Source organism: Variovorax sp. KBS0712, assembly GCF_006323185.2.
GTDB classification, from domain to species: domain Bacteria; phylum Pseudomonadota; class Gammaproteobacteria; order Burkholderiales; family Burkholderiaceae_C; genus Variovorax; species Variovorax boronicumulans.
Genome location: NZ_VCCD02000001.1, coordinates 3,302,045 through 3,320,744 on the forward strand (window position 1 = coordinate 3,302,045; position 18,700 = coordinate 3,320,744).

Consider the following 18,700-nt stretch of genomic DNA (forward strand, 5'->3'; position numbering starts at 1 on the left):
TCCAATCGGCCGATCAGACGCGCAAAAGCCTTGCATTTCCGGGGGTCAGGCAGGCGGTGCGGTCACGGCCGGGCCGGCGTCGAGCGCCCATACCAGCGCCGACAGCTGCGCGGCGTTGACCTGCGCGGCGCTCAGGAAGAGCGCCTCCGACAGGCGCGCCGCGCGGCCGTCGTCGGTCTCGCAGCTTTCGGCCAACGCCACGAAGGGGCCGTAGACGCCGCTGCGCGACAAAATCGCCTGCTGCACCGCCTCGGTGAGCTGCACCTTGCGCAGCACGCCTTCCATCGGCACGCCCAGCAGCTGGTCGAGCAGCGAGAACATGCCCGCCACGAACAGGTTGTCGGCCTCACTGGGTGGCAGCATGCCCTGCCCCATCAGCTCGACGAAACGCCCGCGCAGAATGGCCTTCTTCATCATGAAGGGCGAGCTGACCTTGTTGCTGGTGGCCAGCAGCAGCGACAGCCAGCGGTACAGCGGCGAATAGCCGAGCATCGCGACGGCATGGCGCAGCGAGTGGATCTCCACCGCCAGCCCGACCGAGGGCGAGTTGATGTAGCGCAGCAGCCGGTAGGTAAGCGCCGCGTCGTGCTTGAGCGCGCCCTCGATGGCGCGCACGTCCTCGTTGCGCAGGATCATCTGCATCAGGTGCACGATGAGCTGCAACTCGGGCTGCAGCGCGTCGGCGCTGTCGCGCGCCGGCGGCAGGCGCACGGCGCCGTCGACGAAGACCTGCACGCCGCGTGCGGCGCAGGCCTCGAACTCGGCCCAGTTCGCCACGCGCGCAGCGATGGGCGCCGGGCCGGCGGGCGACACGTCCGCCAGCTGGGAGGGCAGTACCTCGCGGTGCGTGACGATGGCGCGCAGCTCGTCGTCGTCCGGCAGCGCGACGCCGCCGCACAGCATGAAGCCGAAGCCCTGTTCGCGCAGGAACAGCAGGATGGAGCGCATGTCGGCGTCCATCAGCTCGTCGGCCTTCATGCACAGCACGACGTTGCGCGGCGGCAGCGACTGCAGCTCGCTCTGGAACAGCGCATCGACCGTGACGTCGACGAACACCATCTGCCCGCCCAGCAGCCAGCCGTGGCCGCCCGGGTTCAGGTGCAGGCCCAGCGTGTCCATGAGCGCCTTGACGCCGGCCGCCGCACCCGCGTCGGTGCCCTGCCCGGCCGCGCGCCAGGCCATGCGGTAGCCGACCACGCGGCGCTTGCCGTCGAGCAGCATGGCGTAGGCCACGTGGCCGTCGGCGCCCACGGCGGGCGTGATGGCGGGCGTTGTGTCGGCTTGCGCGCCGTTGCCGTCGACGCCGGGGCGCCGGAAGAAATCGAACCTCATGCGGCCGTCCCTCGCGTCGGGATCAGGACGCCAGCGCGTCGGTGCGGCGCGCCGCGCCCGCCAGGGCCGCCGCGCTGGCGGCCTGCGCGCGCTGGATGCGCGGCATCGCGCCCACGTCGACGATGAAGGCCACGCTGCCGTCGCCCACGATGGTGGCGGCCGAGATGCCCGGCACCTTGCGGTAGTTGGTCTCCAGGTTCTTCACCACCACCTGGTGCTGGCCGAGCAGCTCGTCGACCAGCAGCGCGAAGCGGCTGTCGTCGGCCTGCACGATCACCAGGATGCCCTGCGTGGGCTGCGTCTGCGCGCCGGCCACATCGAACACACGGTGCAGCTCGATGAGCGGCAGGTACTCGCCGCGCACGCGGATCACGTGGCCGTCGGCGGTGATGGAGTGCAGGTGCTCGGGCAGCGGCTGCAGCGACTCGATGACGTAGCTCAGCGGCAGGATGTAGGCCTCGCTGCCCACGCGCACCGACATGCCGTTGAGGATGGCCAGCGTGAGCGGCAGCACGATGCGCGTGGACGTGCCCTGGCCGCCGCGCGAATGGATCTCCACATGGCCGCCCATCTCCTGGATGTTGCGCTTGACCACGTCCATGCCCACGCCGCGCCCCGAGATGTCGGTGACCTGCTCGGCGGTGGAGAAGCCGGGCGCGAAGATCAGTTGCCACACCTCTTCGTCGGGCATGGCGTCGTTCACCGGCAGGCCCTGCTGGCGGGCCTTGTCGAGGATGCGCTCGCGGTTCAGGCCCGCGCCGTCGTCGCTCACCTCGATCACGATGTTGCCGCCGTGGTGCTGCGCCGACAGCAGCAGCTGGCCGGTGGCGTCCTTGCCCTTGGCCAGGCGCACCTCGGGGGCCTCGATGCCGTGGTCCAGGCTGTTGCGCACCAGGTGCGTGAGCGGATCGACGATGCGTTCGATGAGCCCCTTGTCGAGCTCGGTCTCCTTGCCGTAGGTGTCCAGGCGCACCTGCTTGCCGAGCTTGGCGCTCACGTCGCGGATCACGCGCGGGAAGCGGCTGAACACGTAGTCCATCGGCATCATGCGGATCGACATCACCGATTCCTGCAGGTCGCGCGCGTTGCGCTCCAGGTGGCCCAGGCCGCTCAGGAAGCGCTCGTAGGCCACGGGGTCGAGCACGGTGGCGGCCTGCGTGAGCATCGACTGCGTGATGACGAGCTCGCCCACGAGGTTGATGAGCTGGTCGACCTTCTCGACGTCGACGCGGATGGAGCTGGACTCCTTGGCGCCGGCGGATGCAGGCGCGGGCGCGGCGGCGGCCGGCGCAGGGGCCGGTGCGGCGGGTGGCTGCACGACCGGTGCTTCAACTGCGACCACAGGTTCGGCAACGTCGACCACTTCGCGCGTGATGTCGATCTGCGATTCGTCGATGACGAAGCAGCACACGGCCACGATGTCGTCGGGGTCGCAGGTGGTGGCCAGCCGCACGGTCAGCTGGTCGTTGCTGCGCGTGCGCGTCAGCACCGTGCCCAGGTTGGCCAGCTCGCCGGCCAGCAGCTCGCATTCGCTGTCGGACAGGCGCGCGAAGCGCACGACCAGCACGCCGTCGCTGCTGCTGCCGCCTTCCTCGGCCGGCGCAGCGGCTTGCACGACAGGCGCCGGTGCGGGCGCGGGTGCCGGCACCGGCGCGGCGGCGGCATTGTTCTCCATCGCCAGCTGCTGCAGCACGCCGCAGATGTGGGCGACCCTCTCGGCGTCCGGCTCCTTGCCGGCCTGGTAGGCGGTGAGTTGTTCTTGCAAGGCGTCCTTCGTTTCCAGAAAGGCATCGATCATCGGAGCGCTCAGGTGCAGCTGCCCGTGGCGGGCCCTGTCCAGCAGCGTTTCGAGCACGTGCGTGGTGTGGGTCAAGGCGGTGAAACCGAACGTGGCCGCGCCACCCTTGATGGAGTGCGCCGCGCGGAAGATGGCGTTGAGCTGCTCGCCGTCGGGCGCCTCGACGTCGAGGTCGAGCAAGAGCTGCTCCATCTCCGCCAGCAGCTCGATGGCTTCGACGAAGAAGGCCTGGGTGAATTGACTGAGGTCCATCTGTGGTGCTCCGGGGCCCGCGCGCTTGCGCGAAGCCGCTTCCTTGTTCTTGTTATCCCGCCGTGTGTCCCGCCGCCGTGCGCGCCTGCGCGGCCGGTGGCGGCAGGCCGATGCGCGTGGCGCCGGCGTCGTTGCTGTTCTCGCGCTCGATGCGCTCCTGCGTGCGGTGGTTCAGCAGGATGATGCTGATGCGGCGGTTGATGGGGTTGCGCGGGTCGGCGCGGTCCAGGTGCATGCTGTCGGCCAGGCCGATCACGCGCAGCACCTTGTCCTCGGTCATGCCGCCGGTCACCAGTTCGCGGCGCGAGGCGTTGGCGCGGTCGGCCGAGAGTTCCCAGTTGCCGTACGCGCGGTCGTTGGTGTAGACGATGGCGTCGGTGTGGCCCGACAGCGTGAGCTTGTTGGGGAGGCCGTTGAGCACGGGCGCCAGCTCGCGAAGAATGGCGCGCATGTGCGGCACCACGCGGGCGCTGGCCAGCTCGAACATCGGACGGTTCTCGCTGTCCACGATCTGCAGGCGCAGGCCTTCGGTCGTGATGTCGATGAGGATCTGCGAGCGGAACTGCTGGAACACCGGGCTCTTCTCGATCAGCTCGTCGAGCTTCTTCTTCATCTCGGCCAGGCGGCTGGCGTCGGCCGCGTCCTCGCTGTCGGCCTCGGTGTGGCGCACCTCGCCCTCGGCGTGCATCACGTCGGCGCCGCCGCCGGGAATCATGCTGGTGCTCATGCTGCTCTTGTCGCCGCCGGCCAGCGCCACGCGCAGCGGCATGCGGAAATGCTCGGCAATGCCTTCGCGCTGCTTGGGGCTGGAGATCGACAGCAGCCACATCACGAGGAAGAAGGCCATCATGGCCGTCATGAAGTCGGCATAGGCGATCTTCCAGCCGCCGCCCGCATGGCCGCCGCCGTGCCCGCCGCCGTGGGCGCGCTTGATGATGATGCGGGGCTTCGCGTCGCTCATGGCCGTCGCAGGGTCAGCGTGCCTTGACTTCGCGCACGTGGTCGTCCAGCTCGGTGAACGAGGGACGCTCGGTCGAGAACAGCACCTTGCGGCCGAACTCCACGGCCAGCTGCGGCGCGTAGCCGTTCAGGCTGGCCAGCAGCGTGACCTTGGCGCACTGGTAGATCTTCATGCCCTCTTCGACCTTCTGCTCGATCAGCGAGGCCAGCGGCGACACGAAGCCGTAGGCCAGCAGCACGCCCAGGAAGGTGCCGACCATGGCGTGCGCGATGAGCGCGCCCATTTCCGACGGCGGCAGGTGGGCCGAGCCCAGCGCATGCACCACGCCCATCACGGCCGCGACGATGCCCAGCGCGGGCAGCGCGTCGCCCACGCGCGAGAGGCTGTGGCCGGGCACGGCCGCCTCGTGGCGGATGGTGTCGATCTCGTGGTCCATCAGGGCCTCGATCTCGTGCGCGTCGGTGTTGCCGCTGATGACCAGGCGCAGGTAGTCGCACAGGAAGACGGTGATGCCCTCGTGCGCCAGGATGGTCGGGTAGCGGCCGAAGATTTCGCTCTGCTCCGGCGCCTCCACGTCGGACTCGAGCTTCATCATGCCCTCCTTGCGGGCCTTGGCGAGCAGCTCGTACAGCAGCGCCAGCAGGTCCATGTAGAGCTGGCGGTTGTGCTTGGAAGAACGCAGCAGCAGCGGCAACTCCCGGATGGTCGCCTTGATGGTCTTGCCGTTGTTGCCCGCGATGAACGCGCCGAGCGCGGAGCCGCCGATCATGAGCAGCTCCACGGGCTGGAACAGCACGCCGAAATGCCCGCCCATGAGGCCGTAGCCGCCGAAGACGGCGCCGATCACCACCAGATATCCCACCAGTACCAGCACGCGCTTCCCCTATGCCCTGAGGCGTCCAAAACAAAAAACCCGCGCCGGGCGCCGGGGCACTTTCACGAGACGGCGCCGCCGATGTCGAGCACCGGGCCGCCGGCAATGAGGCCGCCGCGGCGCACCGGTTCGAGCTTGGGCTTGCGCGCCTTGCCCGCGCGCGAAGGCGGGCGGCACAGCACGCACACATAGCCGTGCTTGTGGTCGTGCGCATGCGCCACGAAGTGGCCGCCGCAGCGGCTGCACGGGCTCAGCTGCAGCATGTCGCTGTCGAAGAAACGCACCATGGTCTCGGCGCGCGTGAAGTCGAGCACGACCTCGCTGCCCTGCGACTCGACCTGCTCGGCGTACAGGCGGTAGGCCTTGATGAGCGCGGGCAGCTCGCCCTCGCCGGCCTCGTCGCGCATGAAGCGGTAGATGTTGTAGAACATCGACGAGTGGATGTTGGCCAGCCAGGTCATGTACCAGTCGGTGGAGAACGGCAGCAGGCCCTTGGGCGGCGAGACGCCCTTGAGTTCCTTGTACAGGCGGATCAGGCGTTCGCGGCTGAGCGCGACCACGGCCTCCAGGAACTGCAGGCGCGCACCCAGGCCGATGAGCTCGACCGCGAGCTGCACCTGCCGCACCTCGCCCAGGATGCTCTTGGCAGTCATGCGCTGGCCGAACCCGCTTTGCGCATCTGCGGCTGGGCCTGGGCTTGGCGCGCGCTCATCAGGATCGACATGTGGGCCTGCTGCAGCGCGGGCTCCTTGCCCTCGCCGACCACCGCGAACATGGGCCGGTCGTCCAGGCGGAAGCTGCACAGCAGGAAGTTGGACGCGGCCAGCTTCACGATCTGGCTGAGCGACATGTTCATGAGCAGGTCGGCCAGCTCGCGCCCCACGCCGAGGCGGAACATGGCTTCCGCCCGGTCCCGCTTCACGAGCTTCTGCGCGAGCAGCATGTAGGCCAGATTGATCTCGCCGATTTCCTTCGAAATCACGCCGCCTGCGTTGACATTGCAATTTTCCACGTCTACTTCCATTTCCGATTCCATGTCGACTCCGCACGTCCATCCAACATGTATACATTATATACACACTTATTTACACTTCGAAGACAAAGTAGACCAAAAAGTAAAAGGGTTTTGACGCGGTTTCCGATGGAAGGCTTCAGAGCTCCCTCTGGGGAAGCGGTTTCAGTCCTGGCATCGGCGCACGGTCACATAGCGCAAGCAATTGTTACGAGCGTGCGTATTCCGGCAATTGGCAATCCCCTCGCCAATTGAATTTATAAAGACTATCGAACGCAGCCGAGCGTTAATCGGCGTCTTTATTCATGGTCTTTCAATAGGTCAATGACTTTCCATAGAACAACCGCCGATCAAGGCGCCGCAGCCTCGGCGCCGCCTTCCAGCCGGTGAATCCAGGCCATCACTTCCGCCACCGCCTGGTACAGCTGCGGCGGGATCTGGCGGTCGAGGTCGATCTGCATCAGCAGCTTCACGAGGTCGGCCGACGCATGCACGTAGAGCCCGTACGCGCGCGCCTCGCGCAGGATCGATTCGGCGACCACGCCATAGCCCTTGGCGACGACGACGGGGGCCTTGCGCGTGTCCGCGTGCGAGAGCACGACGGCGCTGTGACGATGGTGAAGGTCATCGCTCATGCCGCCGCCTTCTCCGTGACCTGCAGCTGCTGCAGCTGAAGACCGACCGCCTCGAAGCGCTGCGCGAGCCGGCCGGCGTCGCCGCGCAGGCGGGCCACGGTGGCGTGCTCGCGCGCCTGCAGCTGCGCCTGCACGGTCGGGCCGCTGAGGCTCAGGCGCAGGTCGACCTCGCCCAGGCGCGGCAGCACGAGCGACACGGTGGTCGACCAGCGGCGCGCGCCTTCTTCTTCGATGGGTTCGCCTTCGCGTGCGCTTGGGTTGGCGGGCTCTTCCTCGATGGTCCACGCCATCGGCACCTCGGGCCAGGCGTGGCCGCTCCAGCGAAAGGCCGCGCTGGCCAGCAGGTCGAGCTGGTGCACGACGGTGACGGCTTGCGGATGGATCACTTCGGCGCTGCGCGGAGTGGGTGTGCTGGCGACGTCGGCCGCAGCGCGTGCGTGTTCTGCGATGCGGGGCGCGGGCATTTCCGGCGCGGCGTCGGAGAGGCCGTAGGCCGCCTGCACGCGCGCCGCATCCGGTGCGGGCGCAGCGGGGGTTTCGCTGCGCGCAACCGCACGCGCTGCTTGCGCGATGTCGGCTTCCGGCGCGTCGAGTTGCGGGGCCTGAGTCTGCGCATTCGGTGCGGGCGGCGTCGCAACATCGACTGCAGCCAGCACCGTCGCTGCAGCCACCGCGCCCTGCCCCGTTGTGCTTGTCGTCGTCGCCACCATCACCGGGCTCGCCCAGCGCGCCTGCGGCTCCCGCGCCATCTGCGCGAGCGTGCGCGTGCCGGCCGCGAACTCGGCCAGGTGCGATTCGTAGAAGAGGCCGCTGTCCGCCACCGTCTGCGCCAACGTGCCCGCGAGCGCGGCGGTGTTCGTGCCCTGGCGCGCGACGGGCAGCAGCAACGGCGCCTCGCCCCGCACCGGCCCCGGCGCGGCCTGCAGGTCGGCCAGCACCGCGCCGATCACGCGCGCGGCCAGCGACAGGCGGGTGTCGATCGAAGGTGGCGCGCCGCCGGCGGGCGGCGCAGCCACCTCACCACCGGACGCACCCGAGGGCACCAGCCGGTCCAGCGCCGCGCGCGACGGCAGGCGCACGTCGTTCGCCGTCTTCGGCACGGCCACCGCCGCACCGGGCGCGCCCACCGTGGTCTCCGGCCGCAGGCCGAGCAGGTCGAGCGGCGGCGTCAGGCGCGCGGCCCTCAGTGCATCGATCAGTCCGGTGAGTCCCAGCATGGCCACGGTGGTGTCGTCCTGTCGGTTCGCGTCAGTGCGCGAGGCCGTAGGCCTTGCCCAGGTTCTTCTGGTGGTTGAGCGAATCCATGCGGCGGATCAGGTCGTCGAGTTGCGGCTTGATGAGCCCCGACAGCTCGGCCTGCTCGGTGCAGATGCGCTCGAGCAGGCGCAGCACGAGGTCGCGCTGCGCGGGCTCCAGCGACGCCAGCGGCTGGATCGCCTTCAGGCGCTCGACCGACGCCGAGCACCGGGCCTCCAGCTCGGGCAGCTGCCCCCATTCCTTGGCACGGGCCAGCGCCAGCATCGTCGAGATGCACGCGGCCAGCTGCTCGTAGCAATGGACGATCTCGCTGCGCACGGCCATCTGTTCCTGCCCCCAGGTCACGCTCTGCATCATCAGTTGGAAGGCCTGTCGTCGATCTCGCGCCAGGCGGACGCCAGGTGATCGAGCAGGCGGTCGGCCTCGTCCAGCGCCTGCACGTCGTTGCGCAGGTTGGCCAGCAGCAGGCGCTGCACCACGTAGTCGTACAGCGACGACAGGTTGCCGACGATGTCGCCGCCGGCCTCGCCGGCCGCCTCGGCGTCGAGGCTGGCCTTCAGGCCGTTGTCGACGATGTTGATGGCCTTCGAAATCGCCTGCCCCTTGGCGCCGATGTCACCGGCCGTCATGTGCAGGCGCGCCGCGCCGATGGCGGTCTTCGCGCCGTCGAACAGCATGTGGATCAGTTGCAGCGGCGACGCGCTCATGGCGCGCGTCTCCACGCCGACGCGCGCATAGACGCCGGCACCGGTGCGGGAGTGGTGAGAGCTGTACATGTCGCGTCCTGTCCTCAGCCCTTGTTGGCGTTCATCGCGTCGAACTGCTGCGCGAGGTATTTCAGCGTGCCGTTCATCTTGTTCATCGCCACGTCCAGCTGCACGAACTGCTTGCGATAGCGCTCCACCGTCGCGTCGGCGCGCTCCTTCATCGCGGTGTACTGGGTGTCGAGCTGCTTGAGCGAACTCGTCACGCCGTCGGTGGCGACCTTGAGCGCGCCCTTGGTGCCGGTGAGGTCGTCGACCAGCGCCGTCAGCTGCTTGCCGTAGCCGGCGGTACTGCCGGTGCCGCTGGAGAACAGCTTCGCCACGCCCTCCAGGTTGGTGTCGATGGCCTTGTCGAGCTTGTCGTTGTCGATCGCCAGCGTGCCGTCCTTCTGGAACGAGATGCCGATGGACGTGAGCACCTTCAGGTCGTTCGGGCCGCCCACCTGCGGTGCGACCAGCGCCTGGCGGATGCGCGTCTGCAGGTTGCGCAAGGTCGAGTCGCCCACCAGCGGCGCGGCGGCCTTGGCGTCGGTGTCGAAGGCCGTGAGCGACTTCGCGGTGCTCTGCAGCGCGTTGTAGGCCTTCACGAAATCGGTGATGGCCGTCTTCACCGACGTCGTGTTGGCCTTCATCACCAGGCTGAGCTTGCCGGTCTGCACCAGCGTGAGCGTGGTGCCCTGGATGGCGTCGGTCACCGAGTTGCTCGTGCTGGTGACAGCGATGTTGTTGACGGTGAGCTTGGCGTTCTGCGCCGCGGCGGTCTGCTTCAGGTTCTGCGTGCCGGCGGGGTCGTTGCCCAGCAGGTTCTGCAGCGCGGCGTCGCCGTCCACCGAGATGCGCATGGCCGAGGCTTCGCCCGTCTGCGTGGAGGTGAGCACCAGCCGGTTGGGCGTGCCGCTGCCGTCGTTCACGATGGTGGCCGACACGCCCGCGTTGGCCGCGTTGATCGCATCGCGGATGCCGCCCAGCGTGTTGTTGGTCGCATCGATGGTGATCGGCTTGGCCGTGCGCGTGGCGTCCTTGTCGAAGGTGGCGCCGGTGTACTGGCCGGTGGCCGGGTCCAGCGTGCCGCCGGACACCTTGCCGAAGTCGATGGTGATCTTGCCGCTGCCGATCGCGGTGGTGGTGCTGGCCTGCCCCTTCGCGATGACCGACTGCGCCTGCGCGAGCTGCGAGATGTCGATGGCATAGGTGCCGACCGACCTCGGGTCGGTGCCGCTCGCCGCCAGGATGCCGCTCACGCTCGGTGTGCCGGTGATGGCCTGGAACAGCGCCGGGTCGCCCAGCTTCTTGGCGGCCGCCTGGATGCCGGTGAGCGCGCTTTGCAGCGTGCCGTAGGCCGAGAGCTTGCTGTTGTAGCTGGTCTGCTTGGCCTTCAGGGCCACCAGCGGCTGGTTCTCCGCGGTCTGCAGCTGGGTGAGCAATGCGCCCAGGTCAAGGTTGGCGCCAACGCCGATGCTGCTGATCGATGCCATGTCGGGGGTGTCCTGAAATGCGAATGAAATGAAGAGGTCTGGAGCGGGTCGTGATCAGGCTTGCTGGCTCACCAGAAGCCCGGCCTGCCGGTCCATGACCTTGGCGATGCGAACGACCTCTTCGGTCGGAATCTGGCGAATGACTTCGCCGTTGCTGCGGTCGACCACCTTGACGATGAGCTTGTCGGTGTCGCGGTCCACCTCGAACTGCAGGCTGATCGAGCGGCTCTCCAGCGAGGCATTGACGGACTTCACCGCCATCTCGATCTGCACCGGCGTCGCCTCCTCGACCTCGGCCTCGGCCTTGCGCAGTGCGGTGGCCTCGGCGGCGGCCGCAGCGGCACCGCCGGTGCGGCCGGCGAGCAGTTGCTGCAGCCAGGGGCTTTCCACGGCGGAGGCGGCGGGTACGGGCTGGGACATGGTCTGCGTTCTTCTTCTGGAGTTCGTTGTCCTGTGCGGCCTCGCCACCAGCGTGGCCGCACAGGACAACGCAGGCGGCTTCGGGTCGCCCCGAAGGCCTGCGAGCAAAAAAGCAAGACACCGGGCGCCGCCCTCGCGAGGGGCGCCCGGCGGTCTCAGCGAATCAACGCAGCAGCGACAGCACGCCTTGCGTGGTCTGGTTCGCCTGGGCCAGCACCGAGGTACCGGCCTGCTGCAGGATCTGCGCGCGCGTCATGTTCGACACTTCCACGGCGTAGTCCGAGTCTTCGATGCGCGAACGCGACGACGACAGGTTGGTGATGGTGGTGCCGAGGTTGGCGATCACCGAGTCGAAACGGTTCTGCACCGCACCCAGCGAGGAGCGCAGCTTGTCGACCTTCGACAGGGCGGCGTCCAGGGCCTTGAGCGGGTCGACCGTTGCGGTGGTGTTGCTGACCGTCTTGGTGGTCAGGGCGCCGGTCTTCGTTGCGTCTGCGTAGACGGTGTTGGCCTTGCTGTCGGTCACGGCGCCGTTTTCGTGCATCGTGATCGTTTCCGACGTGGCGGCGCTAATGGCACCGCTGATGTCGACGAACTGGGCAGCAGCAGCAGCCCCCGTCACCGCGCCGTTGACGGCCACGCTGAAGGGGTTGGTGGCGCCCGCAGCGCCGTCGATGTCGATCGTGGCCACAGCCGCGAACGCGTTGACACGGGCATTGACCGTCGCAGCAGCCACGGGCTCGTTCTTGACGTCCATCACGCCAGCAGCCGTGGTCGTGAACACGGCGCCGGTGTTGTTGATCTTGATCGTGTCGCCGGCGGTATCCATCGCCGTGGTCAGCGATGCGACGGTTGCAAGGACGGCGGCGCCGCCGCCGTTGTTGGTCGGCGTGAGGTTGCCATCGGTTGGGTCGATGTACAGGGCCGAACCATCGGCTGCAGTGATGCCGCCCGAGCTGTCGATCTTGACGTCCGTCGACTTGCCACCAAGGGTCACGGTCGCGGACAGGCTCTGGCCAGCCGGCGCCTTCAGCGAATCCGTCAGTGCCGCGCCGGTGCGGCCCGTTTCCGTCAGCGTGTAGCTCTTCGACGAAGCGCTGTACGTGTAGGTGGTGTTCGCACCGATGGCGACCGTACCCTTGTCCTGCATCTTGCCGAGCACGTCGTTGGCCGTGGCGGCCACGGTGTTCTTCGTGTAGGCGGTGTTGCCGTTGGTGGTGGCACCCTTGGCCCAGCCGGCGACCAGCAGGTCGGCTTCGGTGGCGGCCTTGTTGGTGGCGCCCTTGCCGTTCACGTTGAAGTTGTCCAGACCCAGGGTCTTGGCGCTGATTTCCTGCAAGTCGATGTCGATGGTTTCGCCATCGTTCGCGCCCACTTGCACCGTCAGCTTGCCGGCGTTGGCCGACAGGACCTTCACGCCGTTGAACTGGGTCTGCTCCGAGACGCGGTTGATTTCGTCCAGGCGCTGGCCGATTTCCGACTGGATCGAGTCCAGGTCGGTGGCCGAGTTGGTGCCGGTGGCGGCTTGCACCGACAGGTCGCGGATGCGCTGCAGGTTGTTGTTGACTTCGGTCAGCGCGCCTTCGGTGGTCTGCGCGATCGAGATGCCGTCGTTGGCGTTGCGCGAAGCTTGCGTCAGGCCCTTGATGTTGGCGGTGAAGCGGTTGGCGATGGCCTGGCCGGCGGCGTCGTCCTTGGCGCTGTTGATGCGCATGCCGGACGACAGGCGCTCGATGGCCGTGTTCAGGGCCGATTGCGACTTGTTGAGGTTGTTCTGCGTGAGAAGAGAAAGGCTGTTCGTATTGATGACTTGCGCCATGTTCGACTCCTGATTGACAAAAGGTTGTGGACTCCGGCCATCGGCCGTAACGCTGGACCCGCTTCCACGGTGAGACTCAAGCCATCGTTGAAGGGGATATCGGCGGGTGTCCGCAAACCTTTAGGGCCGCAACGAAAAAAGTTCTACGTTGCCGCCCTCTGCCTCGTCATGCCTGCATGCTCATGATTTCCTGGTAGGCCGTCACCAGCCGGTTGCGCACCTGCAGCCCGGTCTGGAACGCCACGTTGGCCTTCTGCAGGTCGACCATCACGTCGTTGAGTGCCACGCCGGGCTTGCCCAACTCGAACGATTCGGCCTGCGCATAGGCCTGCTGCTGCGCGCCGCTGATGTTGGCGAGCGAGCGCTGCAGCTCCGCCGCGAAGCCGCCGGCGCTGGCCGGCGCAGTCGTCGTGGGCCCCATGCCGCTGGCCAGCGCGGTGGCGCGCATCTGCTGCAGGACGGATTCGATGGCATTGATGGACATGGGGAAAAGTTCACTTCCAGCTGACTTGACACGGAGCGCGCGAGCGCTCCGACCGGCAGGCAGCGTATCAAGGGAAGACCCCCATTCAAACGCGCAACTGAGGGCAAAACCCCCGGCTGTTCGACCGATCGAATTCCACATCGCCTGCTGACAATCGTTCGCGAAACCACAGGCCGCGCACGACGTCGCCGGCCACCGGCATGACATCCCAACACCGAATTCCTTCTCTCACTCCGGCGCCGGCCCTGCGCGGCGCAGCGGCCCCGGCGAAGGCGCGCCGATGAGCACGGCCGCGCCCACGGGCGGCCTGGCGGCGGGCGCCAACGGCCTGCCCCCGATGCTGGAGCGCATGCGCGCGCAGCCCCGGCTGCCGCTGATCCTCGGCGCCGCGGCGCTGGTGACGGTGGCGGCCGCTTTCTTCCTGTGGAGCCGCGGCCCCGACTACAAGGTGCTCTACACCAACGTGTCGGACCGCGACGGCGGCGCGATCATCGCGTCGCTGCAGCAGATGAACGTGCCCTACAAGTTCGCCGAGGGCGGCGGCGCGATCCTGATCGCGGGCGACAAGGTGGCGGAAACGCGCCTGAAGCTCGCGGCGCAGGGCCTGCCCAAGGCCGGCGGCGTGGGCTTCGAACTGATGGACAACCAGAAGTTCGGCACCAGCCAGTTCGCCGAGCAGGTCAACTACCAGCGCGGGCTCGAGGGCGAACTGGCGCGCTCCATCGAATCGATCGGCAGCATCGAAGCGGCGCGCGTGCACCTGGCGCTGCCCAAGCCGTCGCTGTTCGTGCGCGACCAGAAGAAGCCTTCGGCCTCGGTGGTGCTCACGCTGATGCGCGGGCGCAGCATCGACGAAGGCCAGGTGAGCGCCATCGTGCACATGGTGTCTAGCAGCGTGCCCGACCTGGACGCCAAGAGCGTCACGGTGGTCGACCAGCGCGGCAACCTGCTGTCGTCGGCGCGCGGCACCAGCCAGGGCCTCGACGTGAGCCAGCTCAAGTACGCGCAGGAGATCGAGCAGGGCTACGTGCGCCGCATCGAAGCCATTCTTCAGCCGCTGGTGGGCGCGAGCAACGTGCGCGCGCAGGTCGCGGCCGAGATCGACTTCTCGGTGGTGGAACACACCGACGAGAAGTACCGGCCCAACCAGGACCCGGCGCAGGCCGCGATCCGCAGCCAGCAGTCCAGCGAATCGGCACAGCACAACGGCGCGCCGCCGGGCGGCGTGCCGGGCGCGCTGTCGAACCAGCCGCCGGTGAACCCGACGGCACCGATCACCGCGCCCAAGCCGCCGAATGCGCCGGGCGCACCGAACACACCGAACGCATCACCCACCGCCGCACCCGCCGGCCCGAGCAACACGCGCAAGGACGTCACGACCAACTACGAGCTCGACCGCACCATCCGCCACGTGCAGCAGGCCGCCGGCGGCGTGAAGCGCCTGTCGGTCGCCGTGGTGGTGAACCACCGCGACACGGTCGATGCCGCCGGCAAGACCAGCGCCCGCGCACTCGCGCCGGCCGAGCTGGAGCAGATCCGCAACCTCGCCAAGGAAGCGATGGGCTTCAGCCAGGAACGCGGCGACTCGCTCAACGTGGTCAACAGCGCCTTCGCCCGCGACGGCGAGAGCGAGGCCGGCCCCGCGCCCGACGTGCCCTTCTGGCGCGACCGCGACAACCTCGCGCTCGGCAAGACGCTGATCCCCTACCTGCTCATCGGCCTGCTCGCGCTGTTCGCCTGGTTCGCCGTGGGGCGTCCGCTGATGCGCCGGCACCTGGCCGCGCCGCCACCCGCACCGCCCGTGGCCGATGCGAGCGCCGTGGCCCCCACCGGCACGGCCCCGGCCGAGCCCGAAGAAACCCTGCAGCAGCGCGAGTCCGCACGCCAGAAGGCCGACATGGACTACGCCCAGCAGACCGCCGACAAGGACCCCAAGCTCGTGGCCGCCCTGATCCAGCACTGGATGCACTCCGATGACTAGCAGCGAAGCAGGCACCCGCAAGAGCGCCATCCTGCTCATGGCGCTGGGCGAAGACCGCGCCGCCGCCGCGCTGCACCTGCTGCCCACCTCCGAGGTGCAGGCGCTGGGCCTGGCCATGTCCAAGCTGAGCGCGGTCTCGCGCGACGAGCTGGCCTCGGTGCTGGCCGAGTTCCGCCAGGAGACCGAGCAGCTGTCGGCGCTGCACCTGGGCTCGACCAGCTACATCCGCGCCGTGCTCAAGAAGGCGCTGGGCGACGACCGCGCGAGCAACCTGCTGGAAGACATCCTGCAGCCCGACGAGCCGCACGGCGGCATCGAGCGCCTGAACGAACTCGAGGCCGGCGAGGTGGCCGAACTCATCCGTGACGAGCACCCGCAGATCCTCGCGACGCTCCTGGTGCACCTGGACCGCATGAAGGCGTCGGAAGTGCTCGAGAAACTGCCCGCGCGCCTGCGCCACGACGTGATCATGCGCGTGGCCACCTTCGGCGGCGTGCAGCCTTCGGCGCTGAACGAGCTGACCGAGGTGCTGACCGAGATGCTCGCGGGCCAGGGCCTGCGCCGCAGCCGCCTGGGCGGCGTGCGCACCGCGGCCGAGATCGTCAACCTGATGAGCACCACGGTCGAAGAAGAAGCCATTGCCCATGTGCGCGAGCAGGACGAGGCGCTGGCCCAGCGCATCGTCGACGAGATGTTCGTGTTCGAGAACCTGCTGGGCCTGGAAGACCGCAGCATCCAGCGCCTGCTCAAGGACATCGAGAGCGACTCGCTCATCATCGCGCTCAAGGGCGCGCCGCTGGAGCTGCGCGACAAGTTCCTCAGCAACATGTCGCAGCGCGCCGCCGAGACGCTGCGCGAGGACATGGAGCTGCGCGGTCCCGTGCGCGTGTCGCAGGTCGAGACCGAACAGAAGGCCATCCTGCAGGTCGCCCGCCGTCTGGCGGACGCCGGCGAGATCGTGATCGCGGCGCCTGGCACCGATGACTTCGTCTGACCCCGGCGCCTTCGGAGGCTCACGCGAGCGCCTCGCCGCCATCCACGCGGCCGCGCGCCAGGCCGGCGCCGGCACGCCCGCGCTGTCGGCGTGGGAGCGCTGGGAGATGGGCACGCTCGATGGCAAGGCGCCGTCGGGCGCGGCCCTCTCGCGTCACACGGCGCAGCGCCCTTCTCCACCGCCTGCGCCTCCCGCACCCAAGGTCGACCTCGCCGAGCTGGCCCGCATCCGCAAGGAAGCGCGCGCCGCGGGCGAAGCCGAAGGCCGCGCCGCCGGGCTGGCCGAAGGCCGCCAGGTCGGCCACACCGAAGGCCTGGCCACCGGCCTCGCCGCCGCCAGCGTGCACGCCGAACGCCTGCGCGCGCTCGCCCGCTCGCTGCCCGAAGCCTTGTGCGGCGCCGAGGCCGAACTGGCCGAAGCCGTGCTCGCGCTCGCGCTCGACGTGGCGCGCCAGGTGGTGCACCGCACCTACCAGGCCGAGCCCGAATGGGTGCTGCCGCTGGTGCGCGACCTGCTGCACGCCGAACCCGCGCTGCGCGGCGAACCGCGCTTGCTGCTGCACCCCGACGACATCGCGCTGGTGAAGAACAGCCTGGGCAACGAGATCGAGGCGGCCGGCTGGCAGCTGCGCGCCGACGACAGCCTGGCGCGCGGCGGCTGCCGCGTGCAGTCGGCCACCGGCGAGCTGGACGCCAGCCTGGCCACGCGCTGGGAGCGCGTGGGTGCGGCGCTGCGTGGCGACGCTTCCTGAGCCGATGCAGACCGCGCCCACCAACCCTCATCTGAACAGCGTGCGCGCCGTGCTGGAACAGGCGCGGGCCGACGTCGCCCGCAGCACGACCACCACCGCTTCGGGCCGCCTCACGCGCGCCGTCGGCCTGGTGCTCGAAGCCGTGGGCCTGCAACTGCCCGTGGGCAGCGACTGCCTCATCGAGCTGCCGCCCGGCCATCCGCAGCGCCATGCCGAGGCCGAAGTGGTGGGCTTCGCCGGCGACCGCCTCTTCCTCATGTCGCAGACCGAAGTGGCGGGCCTGCTGCCCGGCGCGCGCGTCTTCGCGCGACCCGGCCTGCGCGAGCCCGGTGCGACCGGCGACGCGCACACCAAGCGCCTGCCCGTGGGCGAAGGCATGCTCGGGCGCGTGGTCGATGCGGCCGGCCGACCGCTCGACGGGCTCGGCCCGCTCGACGTGGCGCGCCAGGTGCCGCTGGCGGCGCCGCCGATCAACCCGCTGTCGCGCGCGGCCATCGACTCGGTGCTCGACGTGGGCGTGCGCGCCATCAACGCGATGCTCACCGTCGGCCGCGGCCAGCGCATGGGCCTGTTTGCCGGCTCGGGCGTGGGCAAGAGTGTGCTGCTGGGCATGATGGCGCGCTACACCAGCGCGGAGGTGATCGTGGTCGGCCTCATTGGCGAACGCGGTCGCGAGGTGAAGGACTTCATCGAGAACACGCTGGGCGAGGAAGGCCTGGCCCGCGCCGTGGTGGTGGCCGCGCCGGCCGACAACTCGCCGCTGCTGCGTTTGCAGGGCGCGGCCTACGCCACCTGCCTGGCCGAGTACTTTCGCGACCAGGGCAAGGACGTGCTGCTCATCATGGATTCGCTCACGCGCTATGCAATGGCGCAGCGCGAGATCGCGCTGGCCGTGGGCGAGCCGCCCGCCACCAAGGGCTACCCGCCCTCGGTGTTCGCGCGGCTGCCCGCCTTGGTGGAACGCGCCGGCAACGGCGCGCGCGACGCGCAGGGGCGCGGCGGCTCGATCACCGCCTTCTACACCGTGCTCTCGGAAGGCGACGACCAGCAGGACCCGATCGCCGATTCGGCGCGCGCGATCCTGGACGGCCACGTCGTGCTCTCGCGCACGCTGGCCGAGGCCGGGCACTACCCGGCCATCGACATCGAGGCCTCGATCAGCCGCGCGATGACGTCGTTGATCGCGCCCGCGCAGTTCGACACCGTGCGCCGCTTCAAGCAGATGCTGTCGCGCTACCAGCGCAACCGCGACCTGATCAGCGTCGGCGCCTACGCGCCGGGGCACGACCTGCAGCTGGACCAGGCGATCGCGATGTACCCGCGCATCGAGGCCTTTTTGCAGCAGTCGATGCACGAGCGCACCGGCTACGAGGAGGCCATCGCCCACATGGACAGCCTGTTCACGAACACACCTTCCCCAGGACGCCCATGAGCAGCAGCAAGCTCCCCCTCGGCATGCTCATCGACCTGGCGCAGAGCCAGACCGACGACGCCGCGCGCCGCCTGGGCGCCTTGCAGAGCGCGCACCTGAGCGCGCAGCAGAAGCTCGAGTTGCTGCTGCAGTACCGCCAGGACTACCACGCGCAGCTGGACACGCTGATGCGCGGCGGCCTGCCGTCGTCGCAGTGGCGCAACTACCGCAACTTCCTCGGCACGCTCGACCACGCGATCGCGCAGCAGCGCGCCATCGCCGAGCGGGCCGGGCACCAGCTCGACCGGGGCCGCACCGACTGGCAGCGCGAGAAGCGCCGCCTCAGCTCCTTCGACACGCTGGCCGATCGCGTGCGCGCACAGGAACTGATGGCGCAGGCCAAGCGCGAACAGCGCGACAGCGACGAACGCGCCGCCCGCCAGTTCTTCGACCGCGCCTCGCACCCCACCCACTGAATCT

The 18,700-nt window shown here is 69.0% G+C and carries 19 protein-coding genes; 5 read left to right on the plus strand and 14 right to left on the minus strand.

The window, feature by feature from the left end:
- Positions 1-45: 45 nt before the first annotated feature.
- The 14 genes from FFI97_RS15280 to fliE form a co-directional block, all read right to left on the minus strand.
- Positions 46-1,332, minus strand: a complete 1,287-nt coding sequence (locus FFI97_RS15280) for an EAL and HDOD domain-containing protein (protein WP_144004460.1) — start codon at positions 1,330-1,332, stop codon at positions 46-48.
- Positions 1,333-1,354: 22 nt separating this feature from the next.
- Complete coding sequence (cheA, locus tag FFI97_RS15285) at positions 1,355-3,382, minus strand: chemotaxis protein CheA (protein ID WP_144004461.1); 2,028 nt, start codon at positions 3,380-3,382, stop codon at positions 1,355-1,357.
- Between the two features lie 52 nt (positions 3,383-3,434).
- Positions 3,435-4,343: a flagellar motor protein MotB gene (gene motB, locus FFI97_RS15290; RefSeq protein ID WP_139700362.1), complete on the minus strand. Its 909-nt coding sequence runs from the start codon at positions 4,341-4,343 to the stop codon at positions 3,435-3,437.
- 13 nt (positions 4,344-4,356) lie between these two features.
- The gene (gene motA, locus FFI97_RS15295) at positions 4,357-5,217 is read right to left on the minus strand and encodes a flagellar motor stator protein MotA (protein WP_070061563.1); all 861 of its coding nucleotides are present in this window, start codon (positions 5,215-5,217) and stop codon (positions 4,357-4,359) included.
- A gap of 62 nt (positions 5,218-5,279) precedes the next feature.
- The gene (gene flhC / locus FFI97_RS15300; RefSeq protein WP_070061562.1) at positions 5,280-5,870 is read right to left on the minus strand and encodes a flagellar transcriptional regulator FlhC; all 591 of its coding nucleotides are present in this window, start codon (positions 5,868-5,870) and stop codon (positions 5,280-5,282) included.
- Positions 5,867-6,229 (minus strand): flagellar transcriptional regulator FlhD, encoded by a 363-nt coding sequence (gene flhD / locus FFI97_RS15305; protein ID WP_370869944.1) that lies wholly within the window; start codon positions 6,227-6,229, stop codon positions 5,867-5,869. Before flhD ends, flhC begins: the two co-directional genes overlap by 4 nt.
- A gap of 350 nt (positions 6,230-6,579) precedes the next feature.
- Positions 6,580-6,864 (minus strand): EscU/YscU/HrcU family type III secretion system export apparatus switch protein, encoded by a 285-nt coding sequence (locus tag FFI97_RS15310; RefSeq protein WP_139700357.1) that lies wholly within the window; start codon positions 6,862-6,864, stop codon positions 6,580-6,582.
- A complete protein-coding gene (locus FFI97_RS15315) occupies positions 6,861-8,081 on the minus strand; it encodes a flagellar hook-length control protein FliK (RefSeq protein WP_260685033.1) in 1,221 nt (406 codons plus the stop codon). The genes FFI97_RS15310 and FFI97_RS15315 overlap by 4 nt, the downstream gene beginning before the upstream one ends.
- 31 nt (positions 8,082-8,112) lie before the next feature.
- The gene (locus FFI97_RS15320) at positions 8,113-8,478 is read right to left on the minus strand and encodes a flagellar protein FliT (RefSeq protein WP_223301366.1); all 366 of its coding nucleotides are present in this window, start codon (positions 8,476-8,478) and stop codon (positions 8,113-8,115) included.
- Positions 8,478-8,897 (minus strand): flagellar export chaperone FliS, encoded by a 420-nt coding sequence (gene fliS, locus FFI97_RS15325; RefSeq protein ID WP_070061560.1) that lies wholly within the window; start codon positions 8,895-8,897, stop codon positions 8,478-8,480. The genes FFI97_RS15320 and fliS overlap by 1 nt, the downstream gene beginning before the upstream one ends.
- Positions 8,898-8,911: 14 nt before the next feature.
- Positions 8,912-10,360, minus strand: a complete 1,449-nt coding sequence (gene fliD, locus FFI97_RS15330; RefSeq protein WP_139700353.1) for a flagellar filament capping protein FliD — start codon at positions 10,358-10,360, stop codon at positions 8,912-8,914.
- Between the two features lie 54 nt (positions 10,361-10,414).
- Positions 10,415-10,780, minus strand: coding sequence for a flagellar protein FlaG (locus FFI97_RS15335; protein ID WP_139700351.1), 366 nt, complete (start codon positions 10,778-10,780; stop codon positions 10,415-10,417).
- A 163-nt stretch (positions 10,781-10,943) separates the two neighbouring features.
- Positions 10,944-12,599 carry a flagellin gene (locus tag FFI97_RS15340; RefSeq protein WP_139700350.1) on the minus strand — a complete coding sequence of 552 codons (1,656 nt, stop codon included), beginning with the start codon at positions 12,597-12,599 and terminating at the stop codon, positions 10,944-10,946.
- A gap of 166 nt (positions 12,600-12,765) precedes the next feature.
- On the minus strand, positions 12,766-13,083 hold the full coding sequence (gene fliE / locus FFI97_RS15345) for a flagellar hook-basal body complex protein FliE (protein WP_139700348.1): 318 nt from the start codon (positions 13,081-13,083) through the stop codon (positions 12,766-12,768).
- 280 nt (positions 13,084-13,363) lie between these two features.
- Here fliE and fliF point away from each other — a divergent pair, with 280 nt between their 5' ends.
- The 5 genes from fliF to fliJ are packed head-to-tail and all read left to right on the plus strand — an operon-like array spanning position 13,364 to position 18,696.
- Complete coding sequence (gene fliF, locus FFI97_RS15350; RefSeq protein ID WP_139700347.1) at positions 13,364-15,064, plus strand: flagellar basal-body MS-ring/collar protein FliF; 1,701 nt, start codon at positions 13,364-13,366, stop codon at positions 15,062-15,064.
- Entirely contained in the window at positions 15,057-16,058 is a 1,002-nt protein-coding gene (gene fliG / locus FFI97_RS15355; protein ID WP_062469343.1) for a flagellar motor switch protein FliG, read from the plus strand. Before fliF ends, fliG begins: the two co-directional genes overlap by 8 nt.
- A complete protein-coding gene (gene fliH / locus FFI97_RS15360; RefSeq protein ID WP_139700345.1) occupies positions 16,045-16,809 on the plus strand; it encodes a flagellar assembly protein FliH in 765 nt (254 codons plus the stop codon). The genes fliG and fliH overlap by 14 nt, the downstream gene beginning before the upstream one ends.
- Before the next feature lie 4 nt (positions 16,810-16,813).
- A complete protein-coding gene (fliI, locus tag FFI97_RS15365; RefSeq protein WP_062469466.1) occupies positions 16,814-18,241 on the plus strand; it encodes a flagellar protein export ATPase FliI in 1,428 nt (475 codons plus the stop codon).
- Positions 18,238-18,696 (plus strand): flagellar export protein FliJ, encoded by a 459-nt coding sequence (gene fliJ, locus FFI97_RS15370; RefSeq protein ID WP_062469337.1) that lies wholly within the window; start codon positions 18,238-18,240, stop codon positions 18,694-18,696. The genes fliI and fliJ overlap by 4 nt, the downstream gene beginning before the upstream one ends.
- Positions 18,697-18,700: the final 4 nt, after the last annotated feature.

Coding starts and splice junctions, on each gene's coding strand:
- fliG (WP_062469343.1), top strand. CDS start 15,057: ATGACTAGCAGCGAAGCAGGCACCCGCAAGAGCGCCATCCTGCTCATG.
- fliE (WP_139700348.1), bottom strand. CDS start 13,083: ATGTCCATCAATGCCATCGAATCCGTCCTGCAGCAGATGCGCGCCACC.
- fliJ (WP_062469337.1), top strand. CDS start 18,238: ATGAGCAGCAGCAAGCTCCCCCTCGGCATGCTCATCGACCTGGCGCAG.
- FFI97_RS15335 (WP_139700351.1), bottom strand. CDS start 10,780: ATGTCCCAGCCCGTACCCGCCGCCTCCGCCGTGGAAAGCCCCTGGCTG.
- fliI (WP_062469466.1), top strand. CDS start 16,814: ATGCAGACCGCGCCCACCAACCCTCATCTGAACAGCGTGCGCGCCGTG.
- flhC (WP_070061562.1), bottom strand. CDS start 5,870: ATGACTGCCAAGAGCATCCTGGGCGAGGTGCGGCAGGTGCAGCTCGCG.
- motB (WP_139700362.1), bottom strand. CDS start 4,343: ATGAGCGACGCGAAGCCCCGCATCATCATCAAGCGCGCCCACGGCGGC.
- fliH (WP_139700345.1), top strand. CDS start 16,045: ATGACTTCGTCTGACCCCGGCGCCTTCGGAGGCTCACGCGAGCGCCTC.
- FFI97_RS15340 (WP_139700350.1), bottom strand. CDS start 12,599: ATGGCGCAAGTCATCAATACGAACAGCCTTTCTCTTCTCACGCAGAAC.
- fliS (WP_070061560.1), bottom strand. CDS start 8,897: ATGTACAGCTCTCACCACTCCCGCACCGGTGCCGGCGTCTATGCGCGC.
- fliD (WP_139700353.1), bottom strand. CDS start 10,360: ATGGCATCGATCAGCAGCATCGGCGTTGGCGCCAACCTTGACCTGGGC.
- fliF (WP_139700347.1), top strand. CDS start 13,364: ATGAGCACGGCCGCGCCCACGGGCGGCCTGGCGGCGGGCGCCAACGGC.
- cheA (WP_144004461.1), bottom strand. CDS start 3,382: ATGGACCTCAGTCAATTCACCCAGGCCTTCTTCGTCGAAGCCATCGAG.
- FFI97_RS15320 (WP_223301366.1), bottom strand. CDS start 8,478: ATGATGCAGAGCGTGACCTGGGGGCAGGAACAGATGGCCGTGCGCAGC.
- FFI97_RS15280 (WP_144004460.1), bottom strand. CDS start 1,332: ATGAGGTTCGATTTCTTCCGGCGCCCCGGCGTCGACGGCAACGGCGCG.
- FFI97_RS15315 (WP_260685033.1), bottom strand. CDS start 8,081: ATGCTGGGACTCACCGGACTGATCGATGCACTGAGGGCCGCGCGCCTG.
- FFI97_RS15310 (WP_139700357.1), bottom strand. CDS start 6,864: ATGAGCGATGACCTTCACCATCGTCACAGCGCCGTCGTGCTCTCGCAC.